Source organism: Ruegeria sp. AG1 (genome assembly GCF_056541705.1).
The window spans coordinates 101,733-125,757 of record NZ_JBQFYU010000001.1; the positions used below are offsets into that span (position 1 = coordinate 101,733).

The 24,025-nt window shown below is 58.1% G+C and carries 23 protein-coding genes and 1 riboswitch; of the genes, 16 read left to right on the top strand and 7 right to left on the bottom strand.

Annotated features, from left to right (window positions below):
- Positions 1-36: 36 nt before the first annotated feature.
- The 3 genes from ACR0B5_RS00445 to ACR0B5_RS00455 all read left to right on the top strand — a co-directional run bounded on the left by ACR0B5_RS00445 (position 37) and on the right by ACR0B5_RS00455 (position 2,861).
- Complete coding sequence (locus ACR0B5_RS00445) at positions 37-915, top strand: MurR/RpiR family transcriptional regulator (RefSeq protein ID WP_480537673.1); 879 nt, start codon at positions 37-39, stop codon at positions 913-915.
- The gene (locus ACR0B5_RS00450) at positions 915-2,225 is read left to right on the top strand and encodes a type I glutamate--ammonia ligase (protein WP_480538148.1); all 1,311 of its coding nucleotides are present in this window, start codon (positions 915-917) and stop codon (positions 2,223-2,225) included. Before ACR0B5_RS00445 ends, ACR0B5_RS00450 begins: the two co-directional genes overlap by 1 nt.
- 114 nt (positions 2,226-2,339) lie before the next feature.
- Complete coding sequence (locus ACR0B5_RS00455; RefSeq protein WP_480537675.1) at positions 2,340-2,861, top strand: GNAT family N-acetyltransferase; 522 nt, start codon at positions 2,340-2,342, stop codon at positions 2,859-2,861.
- A gap of 41 nt (positions 2,862-2,902) precedes the next feature.
- Here the strand turns inward: ACR0B5_RS00455 and ACR0B5_RS00460 are convergent, their stop codons facing one another.
- The 3 genes from ACR0B5_RS00460 to ACR0B5_RS00470 are packed head-to-tail and all read right to left on the bottom strand — an operon-like array spanning position 2,903 to position 4,844.
- The gene (locus tag ACR0B5_RS00460; protein ID WP_480537677.1) at positions 2,903-3,259 is read right to left on the bottom strand and encodes a potassium channel family protein; all 357 of its coding nucleotides are present in this window, start codon (positions 3,257-3,259) and stop codon (positions 2,903-2,905) included.
- Positions 3,260-3,286: 27 nt separating this feature from the next.
- Positions 3,287-4,513, bottom strand: coding sequence for an HlyD family secretion protein (locus tag ACR0B5_RS00465; protein WP_480537679.1), 1,227 nt, complete (start codon positions 4,511-4,513; stop codon positions 3,287-3,289).
- Positions 4,506-4,844, bottom strand: a complete 339-nt coding sequence (locus ACR0B5_RS00470; protein ID WP_480537681.1) for a hypothetical protein — start codon at positions 4,842-4,844, stop codon at positions 4,506-4,508. Before ACR0B5_RS00470 ends, ACR0B5_RS00465 begins: the two co-directional genes overlap by 8 nt.
- Before the next feature lie 295 nt (positions 4,845-5,139).
- Positions 5,140-5,343, top strand: a riboswitch (cobalamin riboswitch).
- 64 nt (positions 5,344-5,407) lie between these two features.
- Between ACR0B5_RS00470 and ACR0B5_RS00475 the strand changes: the two genes are divergently transcribed.
- The 4 genes from ACR0B5_RS00475 (at position 5,408) to rpsD (ending at position 9,421) form a co-directional block, all read left to right on the top strand.
- Complete coding sequence (locus tag ACR0B5_RS00475) at positions 5,408-6,679, top strand: aromatic ring-hydroxylating oxygenase subunit alpha (protein WP_480537683.1); 1,272 nt, start codon at positions 5,408-5,410, stop codon at positions 6,677-6,679.
- 5 nt (positions 6,680-6,684) lie between these two features.
- A complete protein-coding gene (locus tag ACR0B5_RS00480; protein ID WP_480537685.1) occupies positions 6,685-7,764 on the top strand; it encodes an FAD-binding oxidoreductase in 1,080 nt (359 codons plus the stop codon).
- Positions 7,765-8,025: 261 nt separating this feature from the next.
- Entirely contained in the window at positions 8,026-8,493 is a 468-nt protein-coding gene (locus ACR0B5_RS00485) for a hypothetical protein (RefSeq protein WP_480537687.1), read from the top strand.
- A 307-nt stretch (positions 8,494-8,800) separates the two neighbouring features.
- The gene (gene rpsD, locus ACR0B5_RS00490) at positions 8,801-9,421 is read left to right on the top strand and encodes a 30S ribosomal protein S4 (RefSeq protein ID WP_480537689.1); all 621 of its coding nucleotides are present in this window, start codon (positions 8,801-8,803) and stop codon (positions 9,419-9,421) included.
- 57 nt (positions 9,422-9,478) lie between these two features.
- Here rpsD and ACR0B5_RS00495 read toward each other — a convergent pair whose 3' ends face one another.
- Positions 9,479-10,366 carry an AraC family transcriptional regulator gene (locus tag ACR0B5_RS00495; RefSeq protein ID WP_480537691.1) on the bottom strand — a complete coding sequence of 296 codons (888 nt, stop codon included), beginning with the start codon at positions 10,364-10,366 and terminating at the stop codon, positions 9,479-9,481.
- Between the two features lie 161 nt (positions 10,367-10,527).
- On the opposite strand from ACR0B5_RS00495, the gene ACR0B5_RS00500 reads away from it, so the two are divergent.
- The gene (locus ACR0B5_RS00500) at positions 10,528-11,352 is read left to right on the top strand and encodes an SDR family oxidoreductase (RefSeq protein ID WP_480537693.1); all 825 of its coding nucleotides are present in this window, start codon (positions 10,528-10,530) and stop codon (positions 11,350-11,352) included.
- 2 nt (positions 11,353-11,354) lie between these two features.
- Here the strand turns inward: ACR0B5_RS00500 and ACR0B5_RS00505 are convergent, their stop codons facing one another.
- Positions 11,355-11,816 (bottom strand): Lrp/AsnC family transcriptional regulator, encoded by a 462-nt coding sequence (locus ACR0B5_RS00505; protein ID WP_170374590.1) that lies wholly within the window; start codon positions 11,814-11,816, stop codon positions 11,355-11,357.
- Positions 11,817-11,918: 102 nt separating this feature from the next.
- Here ACR0B5_RS00505 and ACR0B5_RS00510 point away from each other — a divergent pair, with 102 nt between their 5' ends.
- The 4 genes from ACR0B5_RS00510 to ACR0B5_RS00525 all read left to right on the top strand — a co-directional run bounded on the left by ACR0B5_RS00510 (position 11,919) and on the right by ACR0B5_RS00525 (position 16,246).
- Positions 11,919-13,334: an aminotransferase class V-fold PLP-dependent enzyme gene (locus tag ACR0B5_RS00510; protein ID WP_480537695.1), complete on the top strand. Its 1,416-nt coding sequence runs from the start codon at positions 11,919-11,921 to the stop codon at positions 13,332-13,334.
- A gap of 64 nt (positions 13,335-13,398) precedes the next feature.
- The gene (gene hisC, locus ACR0B5_RS00515; protein ID WP_480537697.1) at positions 13,399-14,484 is read left to right on the top strand and encodes a histidinol-phosphate transaminase; all 1,086 of its coding nucleotides are present in this window, start codon (positions 13,399-13,401) and stop codon (positions 14,482-14,484) included.
- Positions 14,481-15,401 carry a prephenate/arogenate dehydrogenase family protein gene (locus tag ACR0B5_RS00520; protein WP_480537699.1) on the top strand — a complete coding sequence of 307 codons (921 nt, stop codon included), beginning with the start codon at positions 14,481-14,483 and terminating at the stop codon, positions 15,399-15,401. The genes hisC and ACR0B5_RS00520 overlap by 4 nt, the downstream gene beginning before the upstream one ends.
- A complete protein-coding gene (locus ACR0B5_RS00525; RefSeq protein ID WP_480537701.1) occupies positions 15,398-16,246 on the top strand; it encodes an extensin-like domain-containing protein in 849 nt (282 codons plus the stop codon). Before ACR0B5_RS00520 ends, ACR0B5_RS00525 begins: the two co-directional genes overlap by 4 nt.
- Here ACR0B5_RS00525 and ACR0B5_RS00530 read toward each other — a convergent pair.
- Positions 16,243-17,244, bottom strand: a complete 1,002-nt coding sequence (locus ACR0B5_RS00530; protein WP_170637529.1) for a DUF2125 domain-containing protein — start codon at positions 17,242-17,244, stop codon at positions 16,243-16,245. The genes ACR0B5_RS00525 and ACR0B5_RS00530 overlap by 4 nt on opposite strands.
- A gap of 67 nt (positions 17,245-17,311) precedes the next feature.
- On the opposite strand from ACR0B5_RS00530, the gene ACR0B5_RS00535 reads away from it, so the two are divergent.
- The 4 genes from ACR0B5_RS00535 to ACR0B5_RS00550 all read left to right on the top strand — a co-directional run bounded on the left by ACR0B5_RS00535 (position 17,312) and on the right by ACR0B5_RS00550 (position 21,525).
- A complete protein-coding gene (locus tag ACR0B5_RS00535; protein ID WP_170701916.1) occupies positions 17,312-17,842 on the top strand; it encodes a gamma-glutamylcyclotransferase in 531 nt (176 codons plus the stop codon).
- 68 nt (positions 17,843-17,910) lie between these two features.
- Complete coding sequence (locus ACR0B5_RS00540) at positions 17,911-19,089, top strand: biopolymer transporter ExbB (RefSeq protein ID WP_480537703.1); 1,179 nt, start codon at positions 17,911-17,913, stop codon at positions 19,087-19,089.
- A gap of 3 nt (positions 19,090-19,092) precedes the next feature.
- The gene (locus tag ACR0B5_RS00545) at positions 19,093-20,772 is read left to right on the top strand and encodes a peptidoglycan -binding protein (RefSeq protein WP_170374606.1); all 1,680 of its coding nucleotides are present in this window, start codon (positions 19,093-19,095) and stop codon (positions 20,770-20,772) included.
- A gap of 111 nt (positions 20,773-20,883) precedes the next feature.
- Entirely contained in the window at positions 20,884-21,525 is a 642-nt protein-coding gene (locus ACR0B5_RS00550; RefSeq protein ID WP_480537705.1) for a phosphotransferase, read from the top strand.
- An 82-nt stretch (positions 21,526-21,607) separates the two neighbouring features.
- Here the strand turns inward: ACR0B5_RS00550 and clpA are convergent, their stop codons facing one another.
- Entirely contained in the window at positions 21,608-23,932 is a 2,325-nt protein-coding gene (gene clpA, locus ACR0B5_RS00555) for an ATP-dependent Clp protease ATP-binding subunit ClpA (protein ID WP_170460457.1), read from the bottom strand.
- Between the last annotated feature and the right edge of the window lie 93 nt (positions 23,933-24,025).

Below are 24,025 nucleotides of genomic sequence, written 5' to 3' on the forward strand. Positions count from 1 at the left end.
GTCAATGAAAAATAGATTGACTGAAATTTTTATTCCATGCGATCCATTCAGATCAGGAGGTGCCGCTTGCTTGTTAGGCAGAGAATTGAAGCGAAGGCGGAGAACATGACCGCGAGCGAGCGCAAGCTGGCCGCTGCCTTGCTCAGCGACTACCCCTATGCGGGTTTGGTCACGATTCAGGAACTCGCCCGGCGGGCCGAGGTCTCGGCACCGTCGATCTCTCGGTTCGTCACCAAGATCGGACTGGGGGGCTATCAGGAATTCCAACGTGCTCTCTTGTCGGAATTGAAAGAGGGCCAACGTTCGCCCACCGATCTGCACGGCGAGGGCCGAAGTGTTGATGGAGGGTTCTTGCGTGATTTCATCGCGCGAGCCTCGTCCCAGATGGCGCTGTCGGCAGAAGGTATTACCGAGGCGCAGTTTCAGCGCATATGCTCGGTACTGAGCCAGCCAAAAAGCGATGTCTATATATTGGGCGGTCGGATCAGTGACACCATCGCACAGCATCTGTCTTTTCACCTACGGCAAACCCGCAGCGGCGTGTATCATCTTCCGGCCAACAATGAGGTCTGGCCGGAATACCTGCTGCGGATGAAGCCTGCGGATATCCTGTTTCTGGTCGATTTTCGCCGCTACCAACCTGCGCTGGCGCGATTGGCCGCGACAGCCGTGCAGGACCGAGGAGTTCGTGTTGTCCTCATGACAGACAAATGGTTGTCTCCCATATCCCGCCATGCGGCGGAAATCTTGCCAGTTCCGATCGAAAGCGGCACGCTCTGGGATACGTACACAGCGGCCCTTGCCGTCACCGAGGCGCTGGTGACGCGTATCGCCGAAGACAACTGGGACCAGACGAAATCCCGCATCGAAGCCTGGGATGCCATGCGATCCCACAATCAGGACCCCAACCCATGATGCCCAAAACCCCCTTGATGTTTGTCGCCACCTCTGACCTTGCCGGTAAATTACGGGGCAAGGCCTTTCCGGCGGATCAACTGAACAAGCGGTTGCAGCGTGGGGTCGGGTGGACACCGACGAATGTTCAGATCAACTGCTTTGACGGAATTGCCGAAAGCCCGTTTGGCGCGCTGGGTGATCTTCTTCTGATCCCGGACGCAACGGCCGAGGCAAAGGTCGAGTTCGGCGAAGACTCTGGTCTGCATTTTCTTATGGGCGATATCGTCACTCTGGACGGAGACCCTTGGGACTTCTGCACGCGCAGTTTGTTGAGGGCGGCGCTGGAGCGGCTGCACAAGGTCTCAGGCGCAAATTTGCTGGCTGCATTCGAGCATGAGTTCCAGCTGAAAGATCCGCCAAGCCAGACCAACGAAGCCTATGGTCACCGGGGCTTTGGCCTGCAGCGGGATCTGTGCGAGACCTTGATCAACGCGATTTCTCAGGTCGGTCTCAAGCCGGATTCGATCATGAAGGAATATGGGCCAAACCAATATGAGGTCGTCATCGGTCCCGAGCTGGGTGTTCGCGCGGCGGACGCGGCCATCATGGTACGCGAACTGACTTATGCGACTGCACAGGCCTATGGCGAGCGGGCCACCTATACCCCTATTCGCGATGTCGCGAGCGTTGGGAATGGGGTCCATATCCACATGAGCTTTGTGGACGATAGTGGCGCGCCGCTGACCTACACAGAAGACGGGCCCTGCGGCATGTCGGACCTGACGAGTGCCTTCGCTGCTGGGGTTTTGAAATATCTGGATGCAATCCTGGCCCTGACTGCGCCTTCGGTGATCTCGTATGAGCGCCTGACACCGCATCGTTGGTCCGCTGCTTTCAACAATCTGGGTTTCCGCGATCGCGAGGCTTCCTTGCGGATTTGTCCTGTAACTGCAAAAGACCCGGCCTCGATCGCGGGGCAGTTCAACATCGAATACCGTGCGGCGGATGCGGCAGCTTCGCCTCATCTAGCGCTTGCGGCGGTTGTCATGGCCGGGACGCAGGGGATCGAAGAGGGGCTACCCGCTCCCGTTCCAACCGAAGAGGATCTTTCGCTGTTGGACGTCGCAGAACTGAACCAAAGGGGGCTGGTGCGCTTGCCTCAGACTTTGGAAGATGCGCTCGACCGGTTCGTTTCCAACCCGGTTGTGACCGGCTGGTTCCCCGCAGGCTTTGCCGAGGTGTACCAAGCTCACAAGCAATCCGAGATCGCGACAACTGAACATCTGGACACAGACGCACGCTGCCGATTGTACGAAGAAACATATTGACCTGAGCGGTTCGTCTTGCCGAAGCTCGCCCAATGCGACCTCTGGGGCGTCGTTTGGGTAATCTCGCGCCGTATGACGCGGCGCAAGCTGTTTAGCTCAGGATAGGGATGGATCATGAACCGTTCAGAAACCGATGCCATCTTGAATGTGCATAGGCTGGCTTTTGGCGAAGCAGAAGGTGAAGAAATCGCTCAACTCGCCGAAGATCTCCTTGAGCATCCGGAAACGATTTCAATCAGTTTGAGGCGTGACGGGCAGATCGCGGGCAATGTCATGTTCACCCCGTTTGTCTTCGAGGACCACCCGGACGTTAATTGCTATCTTCTGGCGCCCTGCGGTGTCTTACCCGAACATCAAGGCCTAGGTGTTGGCAGAGAGATGATGGAGACCAGCATCAACCACTTGAGATCTATTGGAACAGACGCTGTCTTTGTGTTGGGCGTACCGACATTCTACCCCTTATTCGGGTTTGTTCCGACCGACAAAGAGACGCCATATCCGAACCTTCTGACGATCCCAGAGGCATGGATGGTGCTTGAGCTCACTGCAGGATCGGTTGAAAAGCTGGGGGGCAAGGCGATTGCGATCGACCCCTTCATGCATGCGCATCTTTGGGACACATCGCAGCACGAGTGAATGCTGTTTGTCACCCTGAGCTCAAAACGTCGCCAGATGAGTCAGGTGAACGCTGGAACGCCGCGGGCGCCAGACAGTGTTATCGACATTGCAGCCTCGACGGCATGGACGCCAATACCGACAATGATCCCCATTAGGATCAAGCCAGTGAGCGCGTTGATGACCGAGAGAAACCTGCCAGCGGGTTTATGTGGTCTGATGTCGCCATAGCCGACCGTGGTGGCATTAATGAAGGCATGGTAGAGGCTAGGTCCGGCGGGCCAGCCTTCGATCCGACCCATTAATATCCCCAGTACGCAGATCACGACCAACAAAAACACTAGGATCGGTGACAGATAAATCAGGTCCCAGAAGAATACGGACAGAAAACTACAAATGTAGCTGGCCTCGCATGTCATGGCTGAATTTGCCCTCTCTGGCTGGTGTTAATTGAAAACCAGCGTTTTGACTGGCAGCAGAATAGCCTGCGCGCGCAGAACGATGGCGTTTGCTATTCCCATGCCATCCACGATCCGGGCCACAAGGGCCGAAAAGCCCCTGATTTCACCGGCATCAATCTCTTTCGCGCGGCTGGTGTAGGCCACACCAACGCAGGAGCTTCCGGGTGGAATGCCATCAAGATGTTTTGGAAAAATCGGTGCAAGGAAGGCGGTCACCGTACCGGGACGGGCGCGATCCTGCTGATCAAGCAAGGTATCACCCGGTCGGAATTGCCCTGCAGCAATCGCGCCCTGAACGTCATCAACGATCATCGGAATAATCGTAAGAGGTTTGGAGGCGCAGGTGATCTCGACCAACATGCCGGGTTTCAGAACGCTTGCTGAAATCTGACCGAAGGCCGCGATGAAACGCCCTTGACCCGTCACGTCGGGGACCAGAATTCCGGCGGGCCGCAGAATGGGGTTCACGACGTCGCCGGGCTTGAGCAGGAATTGCAGGACTGTTCCATCGACTTCGGCAAACACGGTCGACTTTGAGATCTCGGTCTCTGCCTCTGTCAAGGCGGCGCGTGCGGTTTCAAGTTGCGCGGGCAAAAGCGTGGTCTGGCGCAGTTTGGCCCCGTCCAGAGCGGCAAGTGTGGCTGCGCGCTGACTTTCGGCAGCCGACATGGCCGTTTCCAGACGTTCCAATTCTTGTTCGCTGACGACGGTGTTGTTTCGCTCCGCAAGCTCCAGCCGGCGTTCCAAATCCCGCGTGGCCTGTGCAAGATCGGCCTCGGCGGCCTGAACCCGCGCTGTCGCGCTGGCAATGTCTGTTGCGGCTAGGCCCAAAGCGGCCTCAATCTCTGCGATTCGACGCTGCGCTGTTTGTGCTGCAGCCTCCTGCCGGGTGGTATCCAGTCGGAAAATAGCCTCGCCAGCTTTCACTCTGTCGTTATTGGCAACGTAGACTTCGGCAACCCGCCCTGCGCGATCGGAAAGAATAGTTATTGTGCGAAATGCGGCAGAAACATTCCGCGTTGAGGGGTGAAAATAGAAGATCACCGTGATCAGCGTGACCGCCAGAATCGCGCAGGCCGTCAAGCCCCACCGCAATTCATACCATATATTGAACAGGGTGATTTCGTGGCCCCATCGCTTGCCCTGCCTGTAGCGACGATACAGGTAGTCCGGAACGACAGTAATTAGCGCAGAGAATATCAGCTCAAGCATCGGAGCTCTCCGCGGTGTCCGTTTCCGGATTTAGGGGAAGTATTTCGTGCAAAGGCACGGCCGCGATCAAAATGGCTGCGACCCAGAAAGCATTGTTCAAAGTGAATAGCGAAATCAATCCAAGAACGCCGACCAACTGCATCTGAACCTTGTGCGCGCCTGCCGCCATTCGGTCGGGAATGGCCTGCACCGTAAAATACAGCGCGCCGAACCCAAGCAGCACCATGACCAGAAACAATCCGACAACGATTAGAAAGCCGTCGGTCTCTCCCGGAGGGGTCACCCAGAACGGAAGCCTTGCCATCACCTCATCAGAAACGGAGCTTTCCATGTGACTCCTCCCCTTTTTTGCGATGCGCGCCGAAGGGCCATGTTTGATCAGAAATCCTTCGGCGTGAGAGCCTTAGCAAAGGAAAGGCCCACTTGTATCATTCCGAGATTGCAACATGAATCAAGTTGTCTGCGCTGATCTGGATCAAAAGGTAGGGTCGTCAGCAATGCGCGGCGTGGCATGCGTCTGATTCCGGGATGAAAATGCTTCTCTGTCTCAGGTGCCAGTTTTTGCTGGCCATGTCTGTTTTGTTTTTGGAAATGTCGCAAGGCTTTCAGCCACGAATCCATCCCCGAGTAGGTTGCGCGTGTGAGGTGCTGCTGTTTGGTTCTCAGGCGGCAGAGAATTGGGAAGCCGGTGCAATTCCGGCGCTGCCCCCGCAACGGTAAGGAAGGTCAGGTTCGACAGGTAACCACTGGGACGAGGATCCCGGGAAGGTGTCGAAACCGGGCGTAAGCCCCTTTCAAGTCCGGAAACCAGCCTTGCATATATGTCAAACCGCGGGTGGCGGTGGGGGCACAAGTTTCGGACGTGATCCTCGCACGGCTCCGGACTGGCCTCTGATGTCATCTGCCCAAGCTAAGCCGCGGGGCGCGGCAGGAGAGCCAGAAGTGAGCAACGTTCAAAGCCTGTTGGCGCGTCGAAACCCGGCCTATGCCCTTGAACAGGCATTCTATACAGATCCAGATGTATTTCAGGCCGATCTTGAGGCCATCCACTACCGCGACTGGCTATTTGCCATTCCGGCATGTGAACTGGTGAAAACAGGCGACTATGTAACCTACACTGTGGGCGCATACCGCGTGATCATCGTGCGCGGTGCGGACAATCAGATCCGGGCCTTCCACAACACCTGCCGCCATCGCGGGTCGATCATCTGCAAAGCGGCCAAGGGGAACTCGCCCAAACTGGTCTGCCCCTATCACCAGTGGACCTATGAGCTTGACGGCTCATTGCTGTGGGCGCGTGATATGGGGCCTGATTTCGACCCCAAACAACACGGGCTGAAAACCGTCCACTGCCGGGAACTGGCCGGGCTGGTCTATATCTGTCTTGCAGATGTAGCCCCCGATTTCGACACCTTCGCCAATAAAGCACGGCCCTATCTGGAGCCGCATGATTTGAACAACGCCAAGGTCGCCTTTGAAAGCACGATCATCGAAAAGGGCAACTGGAAGCTTGTTTGGGAAAACAACCGCGAGTGCTATCACTGCGGCGGCAACCACCCTTCGCTGTGCCGGACCTTCCCTGATGATCCCTCGGTAACCGGTATTGAAGGGGGTGAAACCCCGGCCTTCATGCAAGCTCACTTCGACCGTTGCGAGGCTGCAGGGATGCCGTCGCAGTTCTATCTGCATGATGACGGGCAATACCGTCTGGCGCGGATGCCGCTTAAGGAAGGGGCGGAAAGCTACACTCTGGACGGCAAATCTGCGGTGCGCCGCTTTCTGGGCCGCGCGCCCTTTGCCGATGCGGGGACGTTGCTGAAGTTCCACTATCCCAGCACATGGAACCACTTCCTGGCCGATCACTCGATTGTCTTCCGCGTCACTCCGGTCAGCCCGACCGAGACCGAAGTCACCACGAAGTGGCTGGTCACCAAGGATGCGATCGAAGGGGTCGATTATGACGTCAAGCGCCTGACTGAGGTCTGGATGGCCACCAATGATGAAGATCGCCGCGTGGTGGAAGACAACCAGATGGGCATCAACAGTCCGGCCTATGTGCCGGGGCCGTATTCGGGGGTCCAGGAATCCGGTGTTCTGCAATTCACTGATTGGTATTGCAGCGCTTTGGCGCGTCACTTTGCGCCCAACACGATGGCGGCGGAGTGACGGAGATGAAAGACCTGAACGCTGTTGCCTCGATCTGGCAGGATGATGAGAGGCTGGAATGCGTCTCGGTCGTGCCCGAGACGCCAAACACCGCCAGCTTTACGTTCCGCGCCCCGTCCGGGGCTTTGTTTGCCTACCATCCGGGTCAGTTCCTGACGCTCGAGATTCCGGCACCGGGGCAGCCGGGAGGCGTTGTGCATCGGACCTATACGATCTCGTCATCCCCATCACGTCCGCGATCCATTACGATCACGGCCAAGGCGCAGCCGGACAGCATCGGTACTCGTTGGATGCTGGACAATCTGAAGCCGGGTATGCGGATGCGGGCAATTGGCCCGGCGGGTCCGTTCACCAATGCTGAAAGCGTCGCCGCCAAGTATCTGTTCGTCTCGGCGGGGTCGGGCATCACGCCTATGATGTCGATGACAACTTGCATGTGGGACGAAGGCCGCGATCTGGATGTAGTCTTCATCAATTGCGCCAAGCGCCCGTCCGAGATCATCTTCCGCCAACGGTTGGAGCAGATGGCAAGTCGGACGCCGGGTCTGGATCTGAAGTTCGTCGTAGAGGAAGCGGATCGTTACAGCCCCTGGACCGGCTACCAGGGTCAGTTCAACCAGCTGATGCTGGGCCTCATGGCCCCAGACTATCTGGATCGTGAGGTCTATTGCTGCGGTCCGGAGCCGTTCATGCAAGCTGTTCGGGACGCTCTGTCGGGTCTTGGCTTTGACATGGACAACTATCATCAGGAAAGCTTTGGAGCTCCGGTTGAGACCGAAGCGGATCAGCCCGATCTGGATGATATCGTTCCTGACGATGACAACGCCGCCGAGATCGTGTTTGCGACCTCGGGTGTCACTGCTAAAGTCGCCGAGACAGATACGGTTCTGGCCGCCGCACGTGCCGTCGGGTTGAGCATTGCCTCGGGCTGTACGTTTGGCGTTTGCGGCACCTGCAAGGTCAAAAAGACCTCGGGTGAGGTGCACATGGTTCACAACGGCGGTATCTCCGAGGATGACATCGCAGCAGGCTACATTCTGGCATGCTGTTCAAACCCGATCGGCAAGGTCGAAGTTGAAGTGTGAACGGGAAGTCTCATGCTGAAACTGCAGGACGGCTGCGGCCGCCTGCGGTTTCAGAATTTTAAGTATTTGCATTGATCTCAGATACTTATCGCCCCAATACGCGCTTCGGGAAGTTTGGATAGCACAGGTTCGATCACGGATAGTTGATTCTATTCGGCAACATTCATGTGATTGCTCAAATTCTGTCTCTTTTCCGCCGGAATCTCCCCTGATAAAGCGGGTTGAGTACTGGGTGGGGTGTTGATAAGTGCGAGCAGGTATATGAGAGCCGGATATAACGGTCGTGTAGCCATTTCATGGAATCAAACCGAGCTTGATGGGCTTGAGGCAGCGCCTTTGGCCTTTTTGGCGGTCGGGTCCGCATGGTCCTGGCGTGGTCAGGCGCTGGTGTTGGGCGAAGTGGCAGAGCAAAATCTTGAGCAACTGGGACATATGGGTGCGACCGCTGTGCGCACCCGCGACGCGTTCTCAGCCCCGCAAGATATCTCGGGCGAGTATTGCGGTACGGTCACATTGACCAATGGGGCGCGACGCTTTGCGGCAGATTTGATCGTAGCAGATGACGAACAATGGCCGACCCTGGTGTTCAACACTGGCTGTCCGCCTCGGGATCAGGATTTCTGGATCAGCGAAGTAACACATGCCGGTGCCGACCTGCAGAGTGTACCGCAGCCAACCGCAAAGGTGGTGGCCTTTCCAGGAAAATCCGCGCCGGGTTACTTTTCATAGGTTTGGTTACCTGGCTGGCGTTGAACCCGCTGGCCTAAAAACCCTTCAAGAAATTTGAGCAGGGCCGTCGGGACGTGTTGACTCTGACAGTTCTGCAGATATAAGCGCGGCTTCATTGGTGTTGGTGGCCCCCGCAAGGGGATGCCTGTCATGGGGGAAACCTCAAGAGGACAACGCCCTTTATATACCGGCACCACGCCTGGTCTGAACTGGAACTGCCCGGTCCGAGCGGAGACGCTATTTCGGCCCGAAAAGTGGGAACCGGTTTTCGGATCAAGCTGAAATGCCACTTTAAAGGAGATCAGCCGTGACCAAACGCACGTCTGCCAAGTACAAAATCGACCGCCGGATGGGCGAAAACATCTGGGGTCGTCCGAAATCCCCGGTCAACCGTCGTGAATATGGCCCCGGCCAGCACGGCCAGCGCCGCAAGGGCAAACTGTCGGACTTCGGTCTGCAGCTGCGCGCCAAGCAGAAGCTGAAAGGCTACTATGGCGACCTGACCGAGAAGCAGTTCCGTCGCATCTACGCCGAAGCTGAGCGTGTAAAAGGCGACACCGGTGAAAACCTGATCGGTCTGCTGGAGCGCCGTCTGGACGCCGTAGTTTACCGCGCCAAGTTCGTGCCGACTGTTTTTGCTGCACGTCAGTTCGTGAACCACGGCCACGTCAAAGTGAACGGCAAGCGGGTCAACATCCCGTCCTACCGTGTCAAAGAAGGTGACGTGATCGAAGTGCGTGACAAGTCCAAGCAACTTGCTGTTGTTCTGGAAGCTGTTGCTCTGGCCGAGCGTGATGTTCCTGACTACATCGACGCCGACCACTCGAAAATGTCCGCGACCTTCGTACGCGCACCGGGCCTGAGCGATGTGCCTTACCCGGTCATGATGGAACCGAACCTGGTCGTCGAATTCTACGCGAAGAACTAATCTTCGCTGCCACTCGAGATTACAAAGGCCGTGCTTTCAGCGCGGCCTTTTTTGTTTCTAAGCAATGCATTTTGACCCGATGTCCTGACGAGGTGGCACTCCGAATTTGCGCGAGTATTCCCGACTAAACTGTGTCGGGCTTTCATAGCCAACCTCAAAAGCCGCCTGCGACACACTGAGCGAACCGTGCGACAATAGCCTGCGGGCTTCCAGCAGCCTGAGGTTTTTTTGGTACTGCAGTGGTGAGGTGGCTGTTACCGTTTTGAAATGGGCGTGAAAGGCAGAAACGCTCATCCCAGCGCTTTGTGCCAGATCGCAGACGGGCAGGGCTGTTCGAAAATCCGCGCGAATGATGTCTATTGCGCGCGCGATACGGCTGGCGGCACTGTCGCGCCATAGCATTTGCCGCAGCATGCCACCGTGATCTGCCTGTAGGAGTCGGTAGTGGATTTCACGGCTGATCATCGGTGCGAGAATTTTTGCATCCGTAGGGTTTTGACTGGCGTGAAACAGGCGAGTCATAGCGTCAATCAGATCGGGCGAGGCTTTTGATGCGGCAAGGCTTTGGACTGTTTCGATTTCAGTAGGTTCTGAGCCGACAGCGTCGTAGAGACCGCGTAAGATGGACAAGTCCAACGAGAATACGAGGCCGACATAGGGCTTTTCCCGATTTGCTTCGGTGACGGCGGCCAAAACCGGAAGGGAATGGCTGACGATCAGAGAGTCGCCTGCACCGAAGTGAACAAGGCGATCGCCGATACGTGTTTCTTTCTTCCCCTGTAGAACTAGGCAGACAACCGGTTCATACACCTGTGCTTCGATTGATTTCGTTTTGACATCATGAAGCAGGCCAAAACCGTCCAGTGCAGTGGGGTAGAAAGCAGCATCTTCTGCCTGTCCGCCCACAGCTTCGCAGATTTTTTCAACTAAATCATGTTGTGTCATGGTATCCCCACGGCCTCATTCAGCATATTTTGCGCAAGAGGTCAGTGCTAGCCAGAATCCTGACGGCCAGAGAATTAGGCAGATATTGAGGAGAATTCGGCAGGCTTATCGCAGTTTTCTAACCTATCTAGTGGTCAGGCTAACAATTGCGGAGAATGACCATGGCACAGACTATCCTAATAACTGGCGCTTCATCTGGTATTGGCAGAGTTACGGCCGAACTGTTTCATAGGCAGGGATGGAATGTCATTGCCACCATGCGCAACCCCAGCAAGGAAGCTGAGCTTACGCAATTCGAGAATGTTCTGGTCACACGTCTTGACGTCACCGACGAGGGTTCAATTGCAGCCGCAGTTGCCGATGGGATTAAACGCTTTGGTCAGATTGACGTTCTTTTGAACAACGCGGGATACGGCGCGTACGGCCCGCTCGAAGCTTTCCCGATGGAGCGTATCCGGCGGCAATTCGATACCAATGTGATTGGTCTGTTGGCTGTGACGAAAGCTGTTCTGCCGCATATGCGCGCAAATGGTTCCGGCTGCATCGTCAATATCTCTTCCATTGGCGGGCAAATTACCTTCCCTCTTGGAGCGCTCTATCATGGCACAAAATTCGCGGTTGAAGGCTTGTCAGAGTCGCTGCACTTCGAACTTGCTGCGGCTGGTATCAAGGTCAAGATTGTCGAGCCTGGTCTGATTGCCACCGATTTTGGTGGCCGCTCGTTTGATTTCGTCAATGACGAGAGCATGGCCGAGTATCAACCTGTCGTGCAGGCCTTGTTCAGCACGTGGGGCTCGGAAGAAATGACATCGCGAACGTCACCGCCGAGTGTTGTCGCTGACGTCATTTTGGCCGCGGTGACGGACGACACTGACACTTTGCGCTATCGTGCCGGGGAAGATGCTGTTGAATACCTCGACAATCGCAAGGCTTTGGACGACGCAACTTTTATCGGCGGCATGAAAGCGATGCTTGGTTTGGCCTGAGTTCATATCGGGAGTGGTCGCCCTTCGGCGATCGCTTCCATCGCAAAATAAGAGGTCACGCTGTCCAGCTCGACCTTCTCGATCAGGCGTTGGTAGACTTTGTCATATGAGGCCATATCCTGGGTCACGACTTTCAGTTGATAGTCATAGTCACCGCCGATCCGATGGAAATCCACAACCTCGGGAATGGTCAGAACATGGCGGCGAAACGCCTGCAGCCACTCGGCTGAATGATGTCGGGTGCGCAGCATGACGAAGACCACGAGGTTCAACCCCAAAGTCTCGCGCGCGATGCGCGCAGTTGACCCGATCAGAACCCCGTTTTCGTTCAGCGCTTTCAACCTGCGCCAACACGCGTTCTGGGACAGCCCGACCCGATCGGCCAGCTCGCGCTGCGAAAGGGTGGCGTCTTTTTGAAGCTCTCTCAGGATGTGAGTGTCTATTTGATCTAAATTTTGGCTCATGTCTAATCATATGACACAAAATTTATGATTTCTACGCAAAGAACGATAATGTTTCCACACTTCGGATGGATCACATTGGACTTACAGTAAGGAGCCAATGCTATGACCCTGTCCAAATTTCGTGCGGATCTTTGTTCCACCACTCACAATTCCCACCTGCGCGACGGGCTGATCGGAGAGAATGTTCTGATCCCGGGTCTGCAGGGGGACGTGCCGCTTGTCTATGCGGACTACGTTGCTTCGGGTCGCGCGTTGCGACAGGTCGAAGACTTTGTGGCCAATCACGTGTTGCCATTTTATGCCAACAGCCACACCGAGGCCTCCTTCTGCGGGTCTTACATGACCCGTCTGCGTCGCGAAGCGCGTGACGAGATAGCCCGCCTTGTTGGCGCGAGGGGAGAAGACGCGGTGATCTTTACCGGGTCCGGTGCCACGGCGGGGCTCAACCGGTTGGTCAGTCTGCTCGGGGTGGCAGAAGCTGATCAACCGGTTGTCCTAATCGGTCCTTATGAGCATCACTCGAACATCTTGCCATGGCGTGAGAGCAAGGCTCTGGTGGTTGAGATTCCGGAAGCGGCGGAAGGGGGCGTTGATCTGCGCGCGCTGCAGGAGGCACTGGACACGCATGCAGATGCGGATCTGTTGATCGGGTCATTTTCGGCTGCGTCCAATGTGACGGGGATCATCACCGATCCCGATCCGGTGACGCGTTTGCTCAAGTCGTATGGGGCTTTGGCCGTTTGGGACTATGCCGGGGGCGGGCCTTACCTGCCGATGGACATGGGGCCTGTGGATGCGCGCAAGGATGCGATTGTGGTATCGCCGCACAAGTTTCCGGGCGGACCAGGGGCGTCGGGTGTGCTGGTCGTGAACCAGAACGTAGTAAAGCGTCGTTGTCCAAGTTGGCCGGGCGGAGGGACGGTGAGTTTCGTCTCGCCCTGGCGCCACGACTACAGCGAAAACCTGTCCACGCGAGAGGAAGCAGGAACGCCTAACGTGATCGGTGATATCCGCGCGGCACTTGCCTTCATCGTTAAGGATGTCGTCGGAACGGATGAGATCGCCTGCCGCGAGGCGCAATATAACCAAATGGCGCTGGAGGGGTGGAAAGACAACCCGAACCTGACCTTGCTTGGGGTGGAGAATGCACATCGCCTGCCGATCTTTTCCTTCCTCGTGCGCGACAATGCAGGGCAACCGGTACACCAGCAACTGTTCACACGTATGCTCAGCGACATATACGGCATTCAGGCGCGCGGAGGGTGCGCCTGTGCCGGCCCATACGCGCATCGGCTTCTGGGCATAGATCGTGCCGCGTCAGAGGAATTGCACGCCGCTCTGTCCGCGGGTGAGGAGATGAAAAAGCCCGGATGGGTGCGTCTGAACTTCTCGTATCTGATGCGCGAGGAAACGGTCCAGTTCATCATCGACAGCGTCAACGACCTGTCCCGTCGGACCGAAGAATTCGCACCGTTCTACAATGCCGACCCGGCGACTGCGCGCTTCAAAGCCGCATGATGGAATTGCTGCTTTTCTGAAAGCGTTGAGACAGGTATGAGAGGCCCAATAAACGGAGCCTCTCATGACCAAGATTACCCCTCAACCCGGCATTATGGACATTGCGCTGTATCAAGGCGGCCAGTCGCATGTGGCGGGTGTTGAGCATGTGATCAAGCTGAGCTCCAACGAAAACCCGTTTGGCCCTAGCCCCAAAGCGATTGAGGCGGTGCGCGACAGCGCCGCCACCTTGCATCGCTATCCCAGCACCGACCACGCCAGCCTGCGCAATGCGGTGGGCGCGCGTCACGGTCTGGACCCGGCGCGGATCATATGCGGTGTGGGCAGTGACGAAGTGCTGCAATTCATCGCTCAGGCTTATGCAGGGCCGGGGGATGAGGTGGTTTATACGGAACATGGGTTTTCCATGTATCCGATCATTGCTCGGATGGCGGGGGCCACGCCGGTCATGGTGGCCGAGCGCGAGCGCAAGGTCGATGTGGATGCCATTTTAGCAGCCATAACAGCGCAGACGCGGATCGTGTTTGTCACCAACCCCGGCAATCCGACCTCAACCATGATCTCGCAACAGGAACTGGAGCGTTTGGCGCAAGGTCTGCCGGATAGCTGCCTGATGGTTATCGACGGGGCCTATGCCGAGTTTGTAGACGGGTTCGATGGCGGTGCGTCTCTGGTCGATGCCCATGAGAACGTGATCATGACCCGGACCTTTTCAAAGGTTTATGGGCTGGGCGGAATGCGCGTGGGCTGGGGGTATGCGCATCAGTCGATCATCGACGTACTGAACCGGGTGCGCCAACCGTTCAACCTGTCTTTGACCGCGCTGGCTGCGGCCGAAGCAGCTGTAAATGATGTCGACTTCCTGTCCTTCTGTCAGGCTGAAAACGCGCGCCTGAGGGTATGGCTGTCGGATGAGCTGGCCAAGATCGGTGTCCCGTCCGACCCGTCGTTCACCAACTTCATCCTCGCGCGCTTTGCCGATCAGGCCGAGGCTGAGGCTTGCGATGGCTACCTCAAGTCGCAGGGTTTGATTGTGCGGCGCGTTGCGGGCTACAACCTGCCAAACGCGTTGCGGATCACCGTGGGCGATGAGGAAGCCTGCCGCCGTGTCGTCGCAGCCATCACCGCATTCAAAGAGGGCGCAGCATGAGCCAGATTTACGACCGTGTTGCGCTGATCGGGCTGGGTCTGATCGCCTCCTCCATGTTCTGGGCCATCAAACGCGCTGGTCTGGCTGGTGAAGTCACCGGCTATGCACGCTCTGAGGCTACCCGCGACACAGCCTGCACGATCGGTTTGTGTGACCGGGTTTGCGACACCGCGCAAGAGGCAGTCGAGGGCGCGGATCTGGTCGTCCTCTGCGTTCCGGTTGGCGCGATGGGCGCGGTCGCACAGGACATCGCCCCAATGCTGAAGCCGGGGGCAACGGTGACGGATGTTGGATCGGTCAAACGCAGCGTGATCGAGGCCGTGTCGCCTTATATCCCTGAAGGCGTCCATTTCATCCCTGCGCACCCTTTGGCCGGGACCGAACATTCGGGGCCTGAGGCCGGGTTCGCCGAGCTTTTTGACAATCGCTGGTGTCTACTTGTGCCGGTCGAAGGATCGGACCCCGAGGCCATCGCCCAGTTGCGGGCCTTGTGGGAAGGCATGGGGGCCAATGTCGATGAGATGGATGCGGACCATCATGATCTGGTTCTGGCCGTGACCTCTCATGCGCCGCACCTGATTGCCTATACGATGGTCGGTGTTGCCGATGACCTGCGTCGGGTGACCGATAGCGAGGTCATCAAGTACTCGGCTGCGGGCTTTCGGGATTTCACCCGCATTGCGGCCTCGGACCCAACCATGTGGCGCGACGTGTTCCTGACGAACAAGGACGCGACGCTTGAGATTCTGGGCCGTTTCACCGAAGAGCTTTTCGCCCTGCAGCGTGCGATCCGCACCGGGGACGGAGAGCATCTGTTCGACTATTTCACCCGCACCCGCGCGATCCGGCGTGGGATTATTGATGCGGGTCAGGATACCGACGCGCCGGACTTTGGCCGGGGAAAGGCAGGGTCATGAAACAGATTTTGCGATACGCGGTTGTTGCCGCGCTTTGGGCCACATCCACCCAAGCCGCCGCCCCCGATCGATCGCTTTATCCAGTTGCGCGCCCTGGTGCAGCGGACGAACCTGCTGGTATCGTGGCGATCTCCAGCCGGGCAGCAACACCTCTGACCATCCCGAACCTGCGCCCCGAAACACGACCCGAGTCGCCTCAGCTTATCGCCGCCGCAGCGCGTCCGGCGGATTTGCCGCTGCTAGGGCCGGATACCTCTTTGATGCCTTATCTCAGGCCCAAATCGCTAGAGCAGGAGGTGCTGTTCAAAAAACGCAAGCTGCGCAAAGGGTCGGTCTGCGGTGATATCGCGATACAGGGCAAGCCTGTCGGGCGTGTCTCCAGCAAAACCAAGGCGTGCGGGGTCAAGGATGCGGTCCAGATCACCTCTGTCTCGGGGGTGACGCTGAGCCGGGCATCGACAATGGATTGCGGCACGGCCATCGCGTTGAACAAATGGGTCGACAAAACCGTCAAGCCGACGTTCAAACGCCGTGGTCCTGTGGTGCAGCTGCAAGTTGCCGCGCACTATGCCTGCCGGACGCGCAACAATCAAAAAGGCGCGCGAGTCTCTGAGCATGGCAAGGGCCGTGCCATCGACATTTCCGGCTTTGTCATGGCGGATGGAGAGGTGGTCACAGTGCTGAACGGATGGCGCAAGAACCCCTCACAAAAGCAACTCAAGAAGATATGGCGCGGGGCCTGCGGGCCGTTTGGCACCGTGTTGGGACCCAATTCAGACAGGTATCACCGGGACCATTTTCATCTGGATACGGCGCGGTATCGCACAGGGTCTTACTGCCGCTAGCGCAGGATCAGACGTGGGGCCGGGCCAAGAGGGAGCGGCCCCAGAGCCACGAACCCGTCGCGGAAATTCAATTGCAGGTCCAGCGCGTTCGGGTTGCCGCCTAGTCCGGCCAGAAAGTTGAGCGCGCGGGTCACGGGGTCGACGGCTTGATCGGGCAGGGCACCGGCGGCATTCGCCATTGCGATCATGTCGCGCCAATTCTCGGCCTTAATCGCAATCTCTCCGGTTGGGATGCCCTGCGAGTCTACATCCAACTCACCGGCGGCAAACAGGCGCAACTCGCCCCATTTGACCTCGGCCAGATTCAGATCAATGGCGACGGGCTGAGGGCGGCTGTCCTCTAGCGCGGTCCGGTCCCAAGGCTTGTCGAACGTGGTCAGCATATCCAACTGCAACGTCTCGAACCGCTGGGGCAGCGAGGTCGCCGATTGCATCAGCGCGCGCAAATCTTCACCGGGGGTGAACCCGTCAATTTGCGCCGTGATGGCATAGGCTTCGGGCGCAGTGGTCTGCTCCATGATGACGCTGAGGGTACCACCGCCCGCCAGCGCCTCATTCTCTTCGCTGATCAGCCAAGGGCCGGCCGTCAGTGCCATCTTCTCAAGCACCAATGCGACACCGGGTTGCAATTCCAACTCTGCCTGCAAAGCCTTGGCCTCGATCGTCGCGGTCTGGTCGAAATAGGATAGGCGCTGAGGTGTATTAGCAAAGCTGAGGGTTTGCCGACCGGGCCAGATTGCGGGGCTTTGAAACTCAATCCAATCGGCGCTCCAAGCTGTGCCGTTGACCGGATCGGCCAGCGCCGGGTTGTTTAAGCGGGTGGTGTGATGTGTCGGGTAGCCCGCCGTTTCAACGCCTGAGAATTCGGCTTGCCAGCCGCGCGCCTGCTGGGCATCGAACCAGCTGGTGATCGCATTGCGCAGACCATAGCCCGCGATGAACCAATAGGCGCTCCATGCGATGGCGATAAAAATGAACACTCGTATCAGACGACGCATGAGCATTGGCCCTTTTTCCTGCCTCGGATTTGATGTTTATAGGCCCAAACGGGCAAGGACCAGAGCAATGACGATGTGGGTTTTCGGATATGGATCGCTACTGTGGAACCCGGGCTTTCCCGTGGCACGCACCGAGCTTGCGATGCTGCACGGATATGCGCGCTCTTTCTGCATGAGTTCGATCCACCATCGCGGCACCGAGGACCACCCCGGCCTTGTGCTGGCTTTGGACGAACAGCCTGAGGCGCATTGCAAAGGTTTGGCGCTGGCCGTGGAAGCTGGGCATGAGGACCGCACCCTACACGAACTGCGTGAGCGCGAGCTGATTTCGTCGGCCTATGTCGAAAAGATGCTGGACGTGCATTTGGACAATGGTGAGGTTGTCAATGCTGTGACCTATGTGATTGATGCAGATCACGTTCAATATTGCGGCGGCATGCCCTTGGAAGAACAGGCGCAAATCATCGCTCATGCCGTTGGCGGGCGCGGTCCAAACACGGAATATCTGTATAACACTACCGAGCATCTGGCCGAGATCGGCCTGCACGATCCTGATCTTGAGTGGTTGTCGCAACGGGTGCGCAGCATCACCGCATAAACCCTTGGCGTCATCGGCGTCTTTTCGCTAGATTCAGGCCAGAGCAGGCAGAACCAGGAATAACGCGCATGGCGCAGGCACAACAGGGCGCGAGACCGCATTTCTCGCAACCGATCAGGCAGATTCTTCTGATGCTGATCGCAATAGGCCTGTCGGGCCTCGGGGTGTTCTTGGCGCTGCCCTATGTGCTGCCGGTCTTCTTTGCGAATCCCTATCTGAACGGCTTCATCTTGCTGGTGTTCATCATCGGTGTCTTCGCCTGTTTTTATCAGGTCGCGCAGCTGATCGGCTCGGTCCGCTGGATCGAGGCCTTTGTGGGCGGCGTGGTGCATGAGGATGCGCGCACGCCTCAATTGCTTGCGCCATTGGCCTCACTGCTGCGCGAACGCGGTGCGCGGTCGCAGATCAGTTCCACCTCGACCCGGTCCATTCTGGATTCGGTGGCGGAACGGGTAGAAGAAGAGCGTGAGATCACCCGCTACATCACCAACGTTCTGATCTATCTGGGCCTGTTGGGGACGTTCTTTGGACTTGCCACCACGGTGCCCGCAATTGTCGACACCATTCGCAGCCTGAACCCGCAAGAAGGGGAAGAGGGGCTGGCCGTCTTCAACCGTTTGATGACGGGCCTTGAGGCGCAGTTGCAGGGGATGGGCGTTGCGTTTGGCTCCTCCTTGCTGGGCCTTGCCGGGTCATTGATCGTGGGCCTGTTGGAGGTCTTCGCCGGCCACGGACAGAACCGTTTCTACCGCGAGCTTGAGGAATGGCTGTCGGGCATCACCCGGGTCGGATTCGCCTCGGGCGAGGAGGGTGGGGCTGAGGTCGCCGTTCTGGCGCCTGTGCTGGACGCCATGTCGGATCAGATGAACGCGCTACAGGATCTGTTCTCGGCGCAGGAGGAAGAGCGGGCCGACGTGTCCAACAAGCTTGGTCAATTGGTCACTGTCATCGGACAAATGAACCAGCGTCAGGCGGATAATGAAGGCGTTGCCGCCGCGTTGGAGCGTGTTGCTTTGGGGCAGGACGCCTTGCTGGATCACATGCGCGAACACGGGGCGGGCGAGGGCATCGATGCAGAAAGTCGGATGCGCCTGCGGTCGATGGATGTTCAGTTGCTGCGCATCCTCGAAGAGATCTCCGCCGGTCGTCAGGACAGCATGAACGAATTCCGCAAGGATATCGAACTGCTAGTGAAGGCTCTGACCCTGCCACGCGGCGCGGTTCGAACCACGCACGAGGGGGAATAACCCATGGCCCTCTCCCGCCGCACCGGTCAACGGTTCCAGGGCTCGGTCTGGCCCGGTTTCGTCGATGCGATGACGGGTCTGTTGATGGTTTTGACCTTCGTACTGACCATCTTCATGGTCATCCAATTCGTGCTACGTGAAACGATCTCGGGTCAGGAGGATGAGCTGACGACCCTTGCGGATGAGGTTGCCGCACTGGCTGGTGCTTTAGGGTTGGAAGAGCGTGAGAATAGCCGTCTGCAAGCGCGGTTGGGGGCCTTGAATGCCACACTGACCGAAACGGAAGATAGTCTGGCTGAGGCGCAAAGCCAGATCACTGGGTTCGAGGCTCAGGTCGCGGCGCTGTTGGCTGATCAGGCGCGGGCGCAAGACGCGATAGCTGCGCTTGAGACGCAACGGGCGGATCTTTTGGGCGAACGCGACAGTCTGAATCAGGCCTTGGCGCAAAGCCGCGAAGAAATTGACGCGCAAGCCGAAGCCGCCCGCCTCGCTGCAGCCCGCCGTGAGGCTTTGGAGGCTTTGGTCGCTGATCTGGAACAAAGCGGCGAAGAACGCGCGGCACAGATCGCTCAACTCGAAGATCAGCTAAGTGCGGAAGAGGCTGGCAGGCTGGCGGAGGCCGCCGCTGCCGAAGCGCTGAGGGATCGCCTTCAGAACGCCGATGCGGAACTGACCGCCATGACCCTTGCGCTAGAGGCGCAGCGCAAAGAGGCAGAGGATACCCTGACCCTTTTGGCTGCTGCGAATGCTGCCCGCGCAGAACTGGAACGACAGTTTGGCGAGTTGAACACGGAAGAGCTGGAGGTCCAGTTGCAGGCCGCTCTGGCAGCGCAGGCCGAGGCGCAGGAAGATGCAGCATCCCAGCGTTCCTTGGCCGAACAGCGCGATGCATTGCTGGCCGTGGCCCGCGAGACGCTTTCGGCGGAACAGGCGGTCTCGGAAAAAGCGCAGCGCGAGGCCGCTTTGTTGAACCAGCAAATCGCAGCATTGCGCGGACAATTGGGATCGCTGCAGGCGCTGCTGGACGACTACGAAGACCGCAATACGGCCGCTGAAATTCAAATCCAGTCTCTGGGGCAGGACCTGAACGCGGCTCTAGCCCGCGCCGCATCCGAGGAACGCCGCCGCCGCCTGCTGGAAGAGGCCGAGCGTCAACGCGTAGAGGCTGAGGCCGAAGCACTGGCCGGCCAGAATGAGGAACTCGCGGCGCAGGCCGAGGATTTGCAACGCTATCGGTCGGAATTCTTTGGCCGCCTGCGCGACGTATTGGGTGATCAGGATGGCGTGCGGATCGAAGGCGACCGGTTCGTGTTCTCCTCTGAGGTACTGTTTGCCACAGGCTCTGCCGTGTTGTCGCTGGAAGGCCGGCAGGAGGTCGCCAAAGTCGCTGAGATCCTCCGCACAGTTGCTGCCGAAATCCCGGAAGGTCTGAACTGGGTGATCCGGGTGGATGGCCACACCGACAACGTGCCCTTGGCCGGGTCGGGTCGGTATCGCGACAACTGGGAACTGAGCCAGGGGCGGGCGCTCTCCGTCGTGCGCTATATGGTCGAAGCGCTGGGCATTCCACCCAATCGCTTGGCCGCCAACGGGTTCGGAGAGTTCCAGCCTGTCAACCCGGAAGACACGCCCGAGGCGCGAGCACAGAACCGGCGAATTGAGTTGAAATTGACCGAGCGCTAAACCCCTCGCGTGGCGAAAAACCGCCTTTGCGATCTGGATTTGCCGCCTGCACCCGATGAAACACACCCACCTCAAACCTAGATTACTGTCATAGGTTGAGAGGAGACGCGCGTGGCCCATAGGGTAGCAGACCTGTACCAAACGGTTGAAACGGTTTTGCGAGCTTCATACCGACGGGTGGTGTTGTGCCAGACCGCAAGCGGAGACAGGTTCTGGCTCAAACGGGTTGAGCGTTTTGCCCCCCATCTTTGGCTGGTCAAAGGTTGCCCTAAGGTGGCATTTGCTAGGGACCGGACATCCCATCGCTATTTGTGGAACAAAGGCGTGCCGGTGCCGCGCATCTTGGCCGAGGGTTCCGATTTCATCGCCGTCGAAGATGCGGGTCTCAGCCTGACCCGTTTTTGCGGGGATCGTTCCCGTGAGCTTGTCAGCAAACAAACAGCCTGTCGCGCCGCAGGCCGGGCTTTGGCGCGGCTTCATGCGTTAGATCTTGCCCACGGACGCCCCGCTTTTCGCGATATGTGTTGGGATGGACAGCAGATCAGGTTCATTGATTTCGAATATTTTAAGCCGACCAAAGCGGGGAGGCTTCGCAAAGCCCGCGATCTGAGCATCGCAGTGCTGTCGGCCTTGTTTCAAGGTCAGCAAGGAATGCGCTATGCGTCCAGCCTACTATCTGGTTATTGGGCGGTTCGGGGCAAATGGGCCGTCACCCATACCGCTTCAGCGCGCCGAATACAGACCGGGCAGTGAGAACCGGACATTTACCGTAGTGCTTTGGACATGAAAAAACCCGCCAAACACTGGCGGGTTTTTCTATTTCAATGGCCTGAGATCAATCCGCCGTCAAAAGCGGAGGCTTGTTGCCCGGAATACGCGGCTGATCAGGGCCGAGGATATCCAAGTGCAGATCGCCCTTCTTGACCGAGACACGAACAACACCGCCCTTGGCGAGTTTGCCAAACAGCAACTCTTCGGCCAGAGGCTTCTTGATGTGTTCCTGGATCACGCGGCCCAGAGGACGGGCGCCCATCTTGTCGTCATAGCCCTTGTCGGCCAGCCATGCGGCGGCTTTGGGCGTCAGGTCGATGGTCACGCCGCGATCCAGCAGTTGCGCCTCAAGCTGCAGAACGAACTTCTCCACCACCTGCAGGATGACCTCTTTCGGCAGCGGCGCGAACGAGATCACCGCGTCCAAACGGTTGCGGAATTCCGGAGTAAAGGTCCGCTCGATCGCGGCGGTATCTTCGCCCTCGCGACGGTCGCGGCCAAAGCCGATGGCGGCCTTTGCCTGTTCCTGCGCGCCCGCGTTTGAGGTCATGATCAGGACCACGTTGCGGAAGTTCACCGTGCGACCGTTGTGATCGGTCAGCTCGCCATGGTCCATGACCTGCAGCAGGATGTTGAACACATCCGGGTGCGCTTTTTCGATCTCATCCAGCAGCAAGACGCAGTGAGGATGCTGGTCGACGCCATCGGTCAGCAGACCGCCCTGATCAAACCCGACATAGCCCGGAGGCGCACCGATCAGACGGCTGACCGCGTGTTTCTCCATGTATTCCGACATGTCAAAGCGCAGAAGTTCCACGCCCAGATTGTCGGCCAGCTGTTTCGCCACCTCGGTCTTACCTACACCGGTCGGGCCGGCGAACAGGTAGTTGCCGATGGGCTTTTCAGGCTCCCGCAGCCCGGCGCGCGCGAGCTTGATTGCGCTGGCCAAGGCCACAATGGCGTCATCCTGACCGAAGACCACCCGTTTCAACGAGGCTTCGAGGTCTTTCAGAACCACCGCGTCGTCCTTGGTGACGTTCTTCGGTGGGATGCGGGCAATCTTGGCGACGACGGCCTCGATCTCCTTCACCCCGATTGTCTTGCGGCGCTTGCTTTCGGCCAGCAAATGCTGCGCGGCACCGGCCTCGTCGATGACGTCGATCGCCTTGTCGGGCAATTTGCGGTCGTTGATATAGCGCGCCGACAGTTCCACAGCGGTTTTGATCGCATCTGCGGTGTATTTGATGGCGTGATGCTCTTCGAAATAGGGCTTCAGACCGCGCAGGATCTTCACGCTGTCTTCAACAGAAGGCTCGTTCACGTCGATTTTCTGGAACCGGCGGCTCAGCGCGCGGTCTTTTTCGAAATGCTGACGGAATTCCTTGTAGGTGGTCGACCCCATGGTGCGAAGCTTGCCCCCCTGAAGCGCAGGCTTCAGCAGGTTGGACGCGTCCATGGCCCCGCCTGATGTCGCCCCGGCACCAATAACAGTGTGGATTTCGTCGATGAACAGCACCGCATCGGGGTGATCTTCCAACTCGGTCACGACCGCTTTGAGACGTTCTTCGAAATCGCCGCGATAGCGGGTTCCTGCCAGCAGAGCGCCCATGTCGAGCGAGTAGATCGTTGTGTTCGACAGTACATCCGGGGCTTCGCCGGCCACGATCTTATGCGCCAGACCTTCGGCAATCGCCGTTTTGCCCACGCCGGGGTCGCCCACCAGCAATGGGTTGTTCTTGCGCCGGCGGCACAGCACCTGAATGCAACGCTCGACCTCATCGGCGCGGCCGATCAGCGGGTCCACATCGCCTGCGCGCGATTTGGCGTTCAGATCAACGCAGTATTTGCCCAATGCGCTTTCTTTTTGATCTTCGTCGCTGGCGGTGGCCTGCACCTCGTCCTCGACCTGATCCGCGCCTGAGACCGAGCGGCTTTCGCCATAGGCCGGGTCTTTCGCGACGCCGTGCGCAATGAAATTAACTGCGTCATACCGGGTCATGTCCTGTTCCTGCAGGAAATAAGCAGCGTTGCTTTCGCGTTCGGCGAAGATGGCGACCAGTACGTTCGCGCCTGTGACCTCGGTCCGACCCGAGCTTTGCACGTGAATGGCCGCGCGTTGGATGACGCGCTGGAATGCTGCCGTTGGCACGGCCTCGGACCCGTCGATATCGGTGACGAGGTTCGACAGATCCTCATCAATGAATTCGACCAATGTGCTGCGCAATTCGTCCAGATCGACGCTGCAGGCTTTCATGACCCGGATTGCGTCAGGCTCTTCCAATAGCGCCAGTAGTAGATGCTCTAACGTAGCAAACTCATGTCGCCGCTCATTCGCCGCTGCCAGAGCTGCGTGAATGGCTTGTTCCAAAGTGCTCGAGAATGAAGGCACGCGGGTGCTCCTCTGTCTTGGGTCAGAAGGGGGCAGGCTTGCGGCCGGATCCCCATCCCAACCATGTCCTCATACTATTAGAGTTTGGTTGAT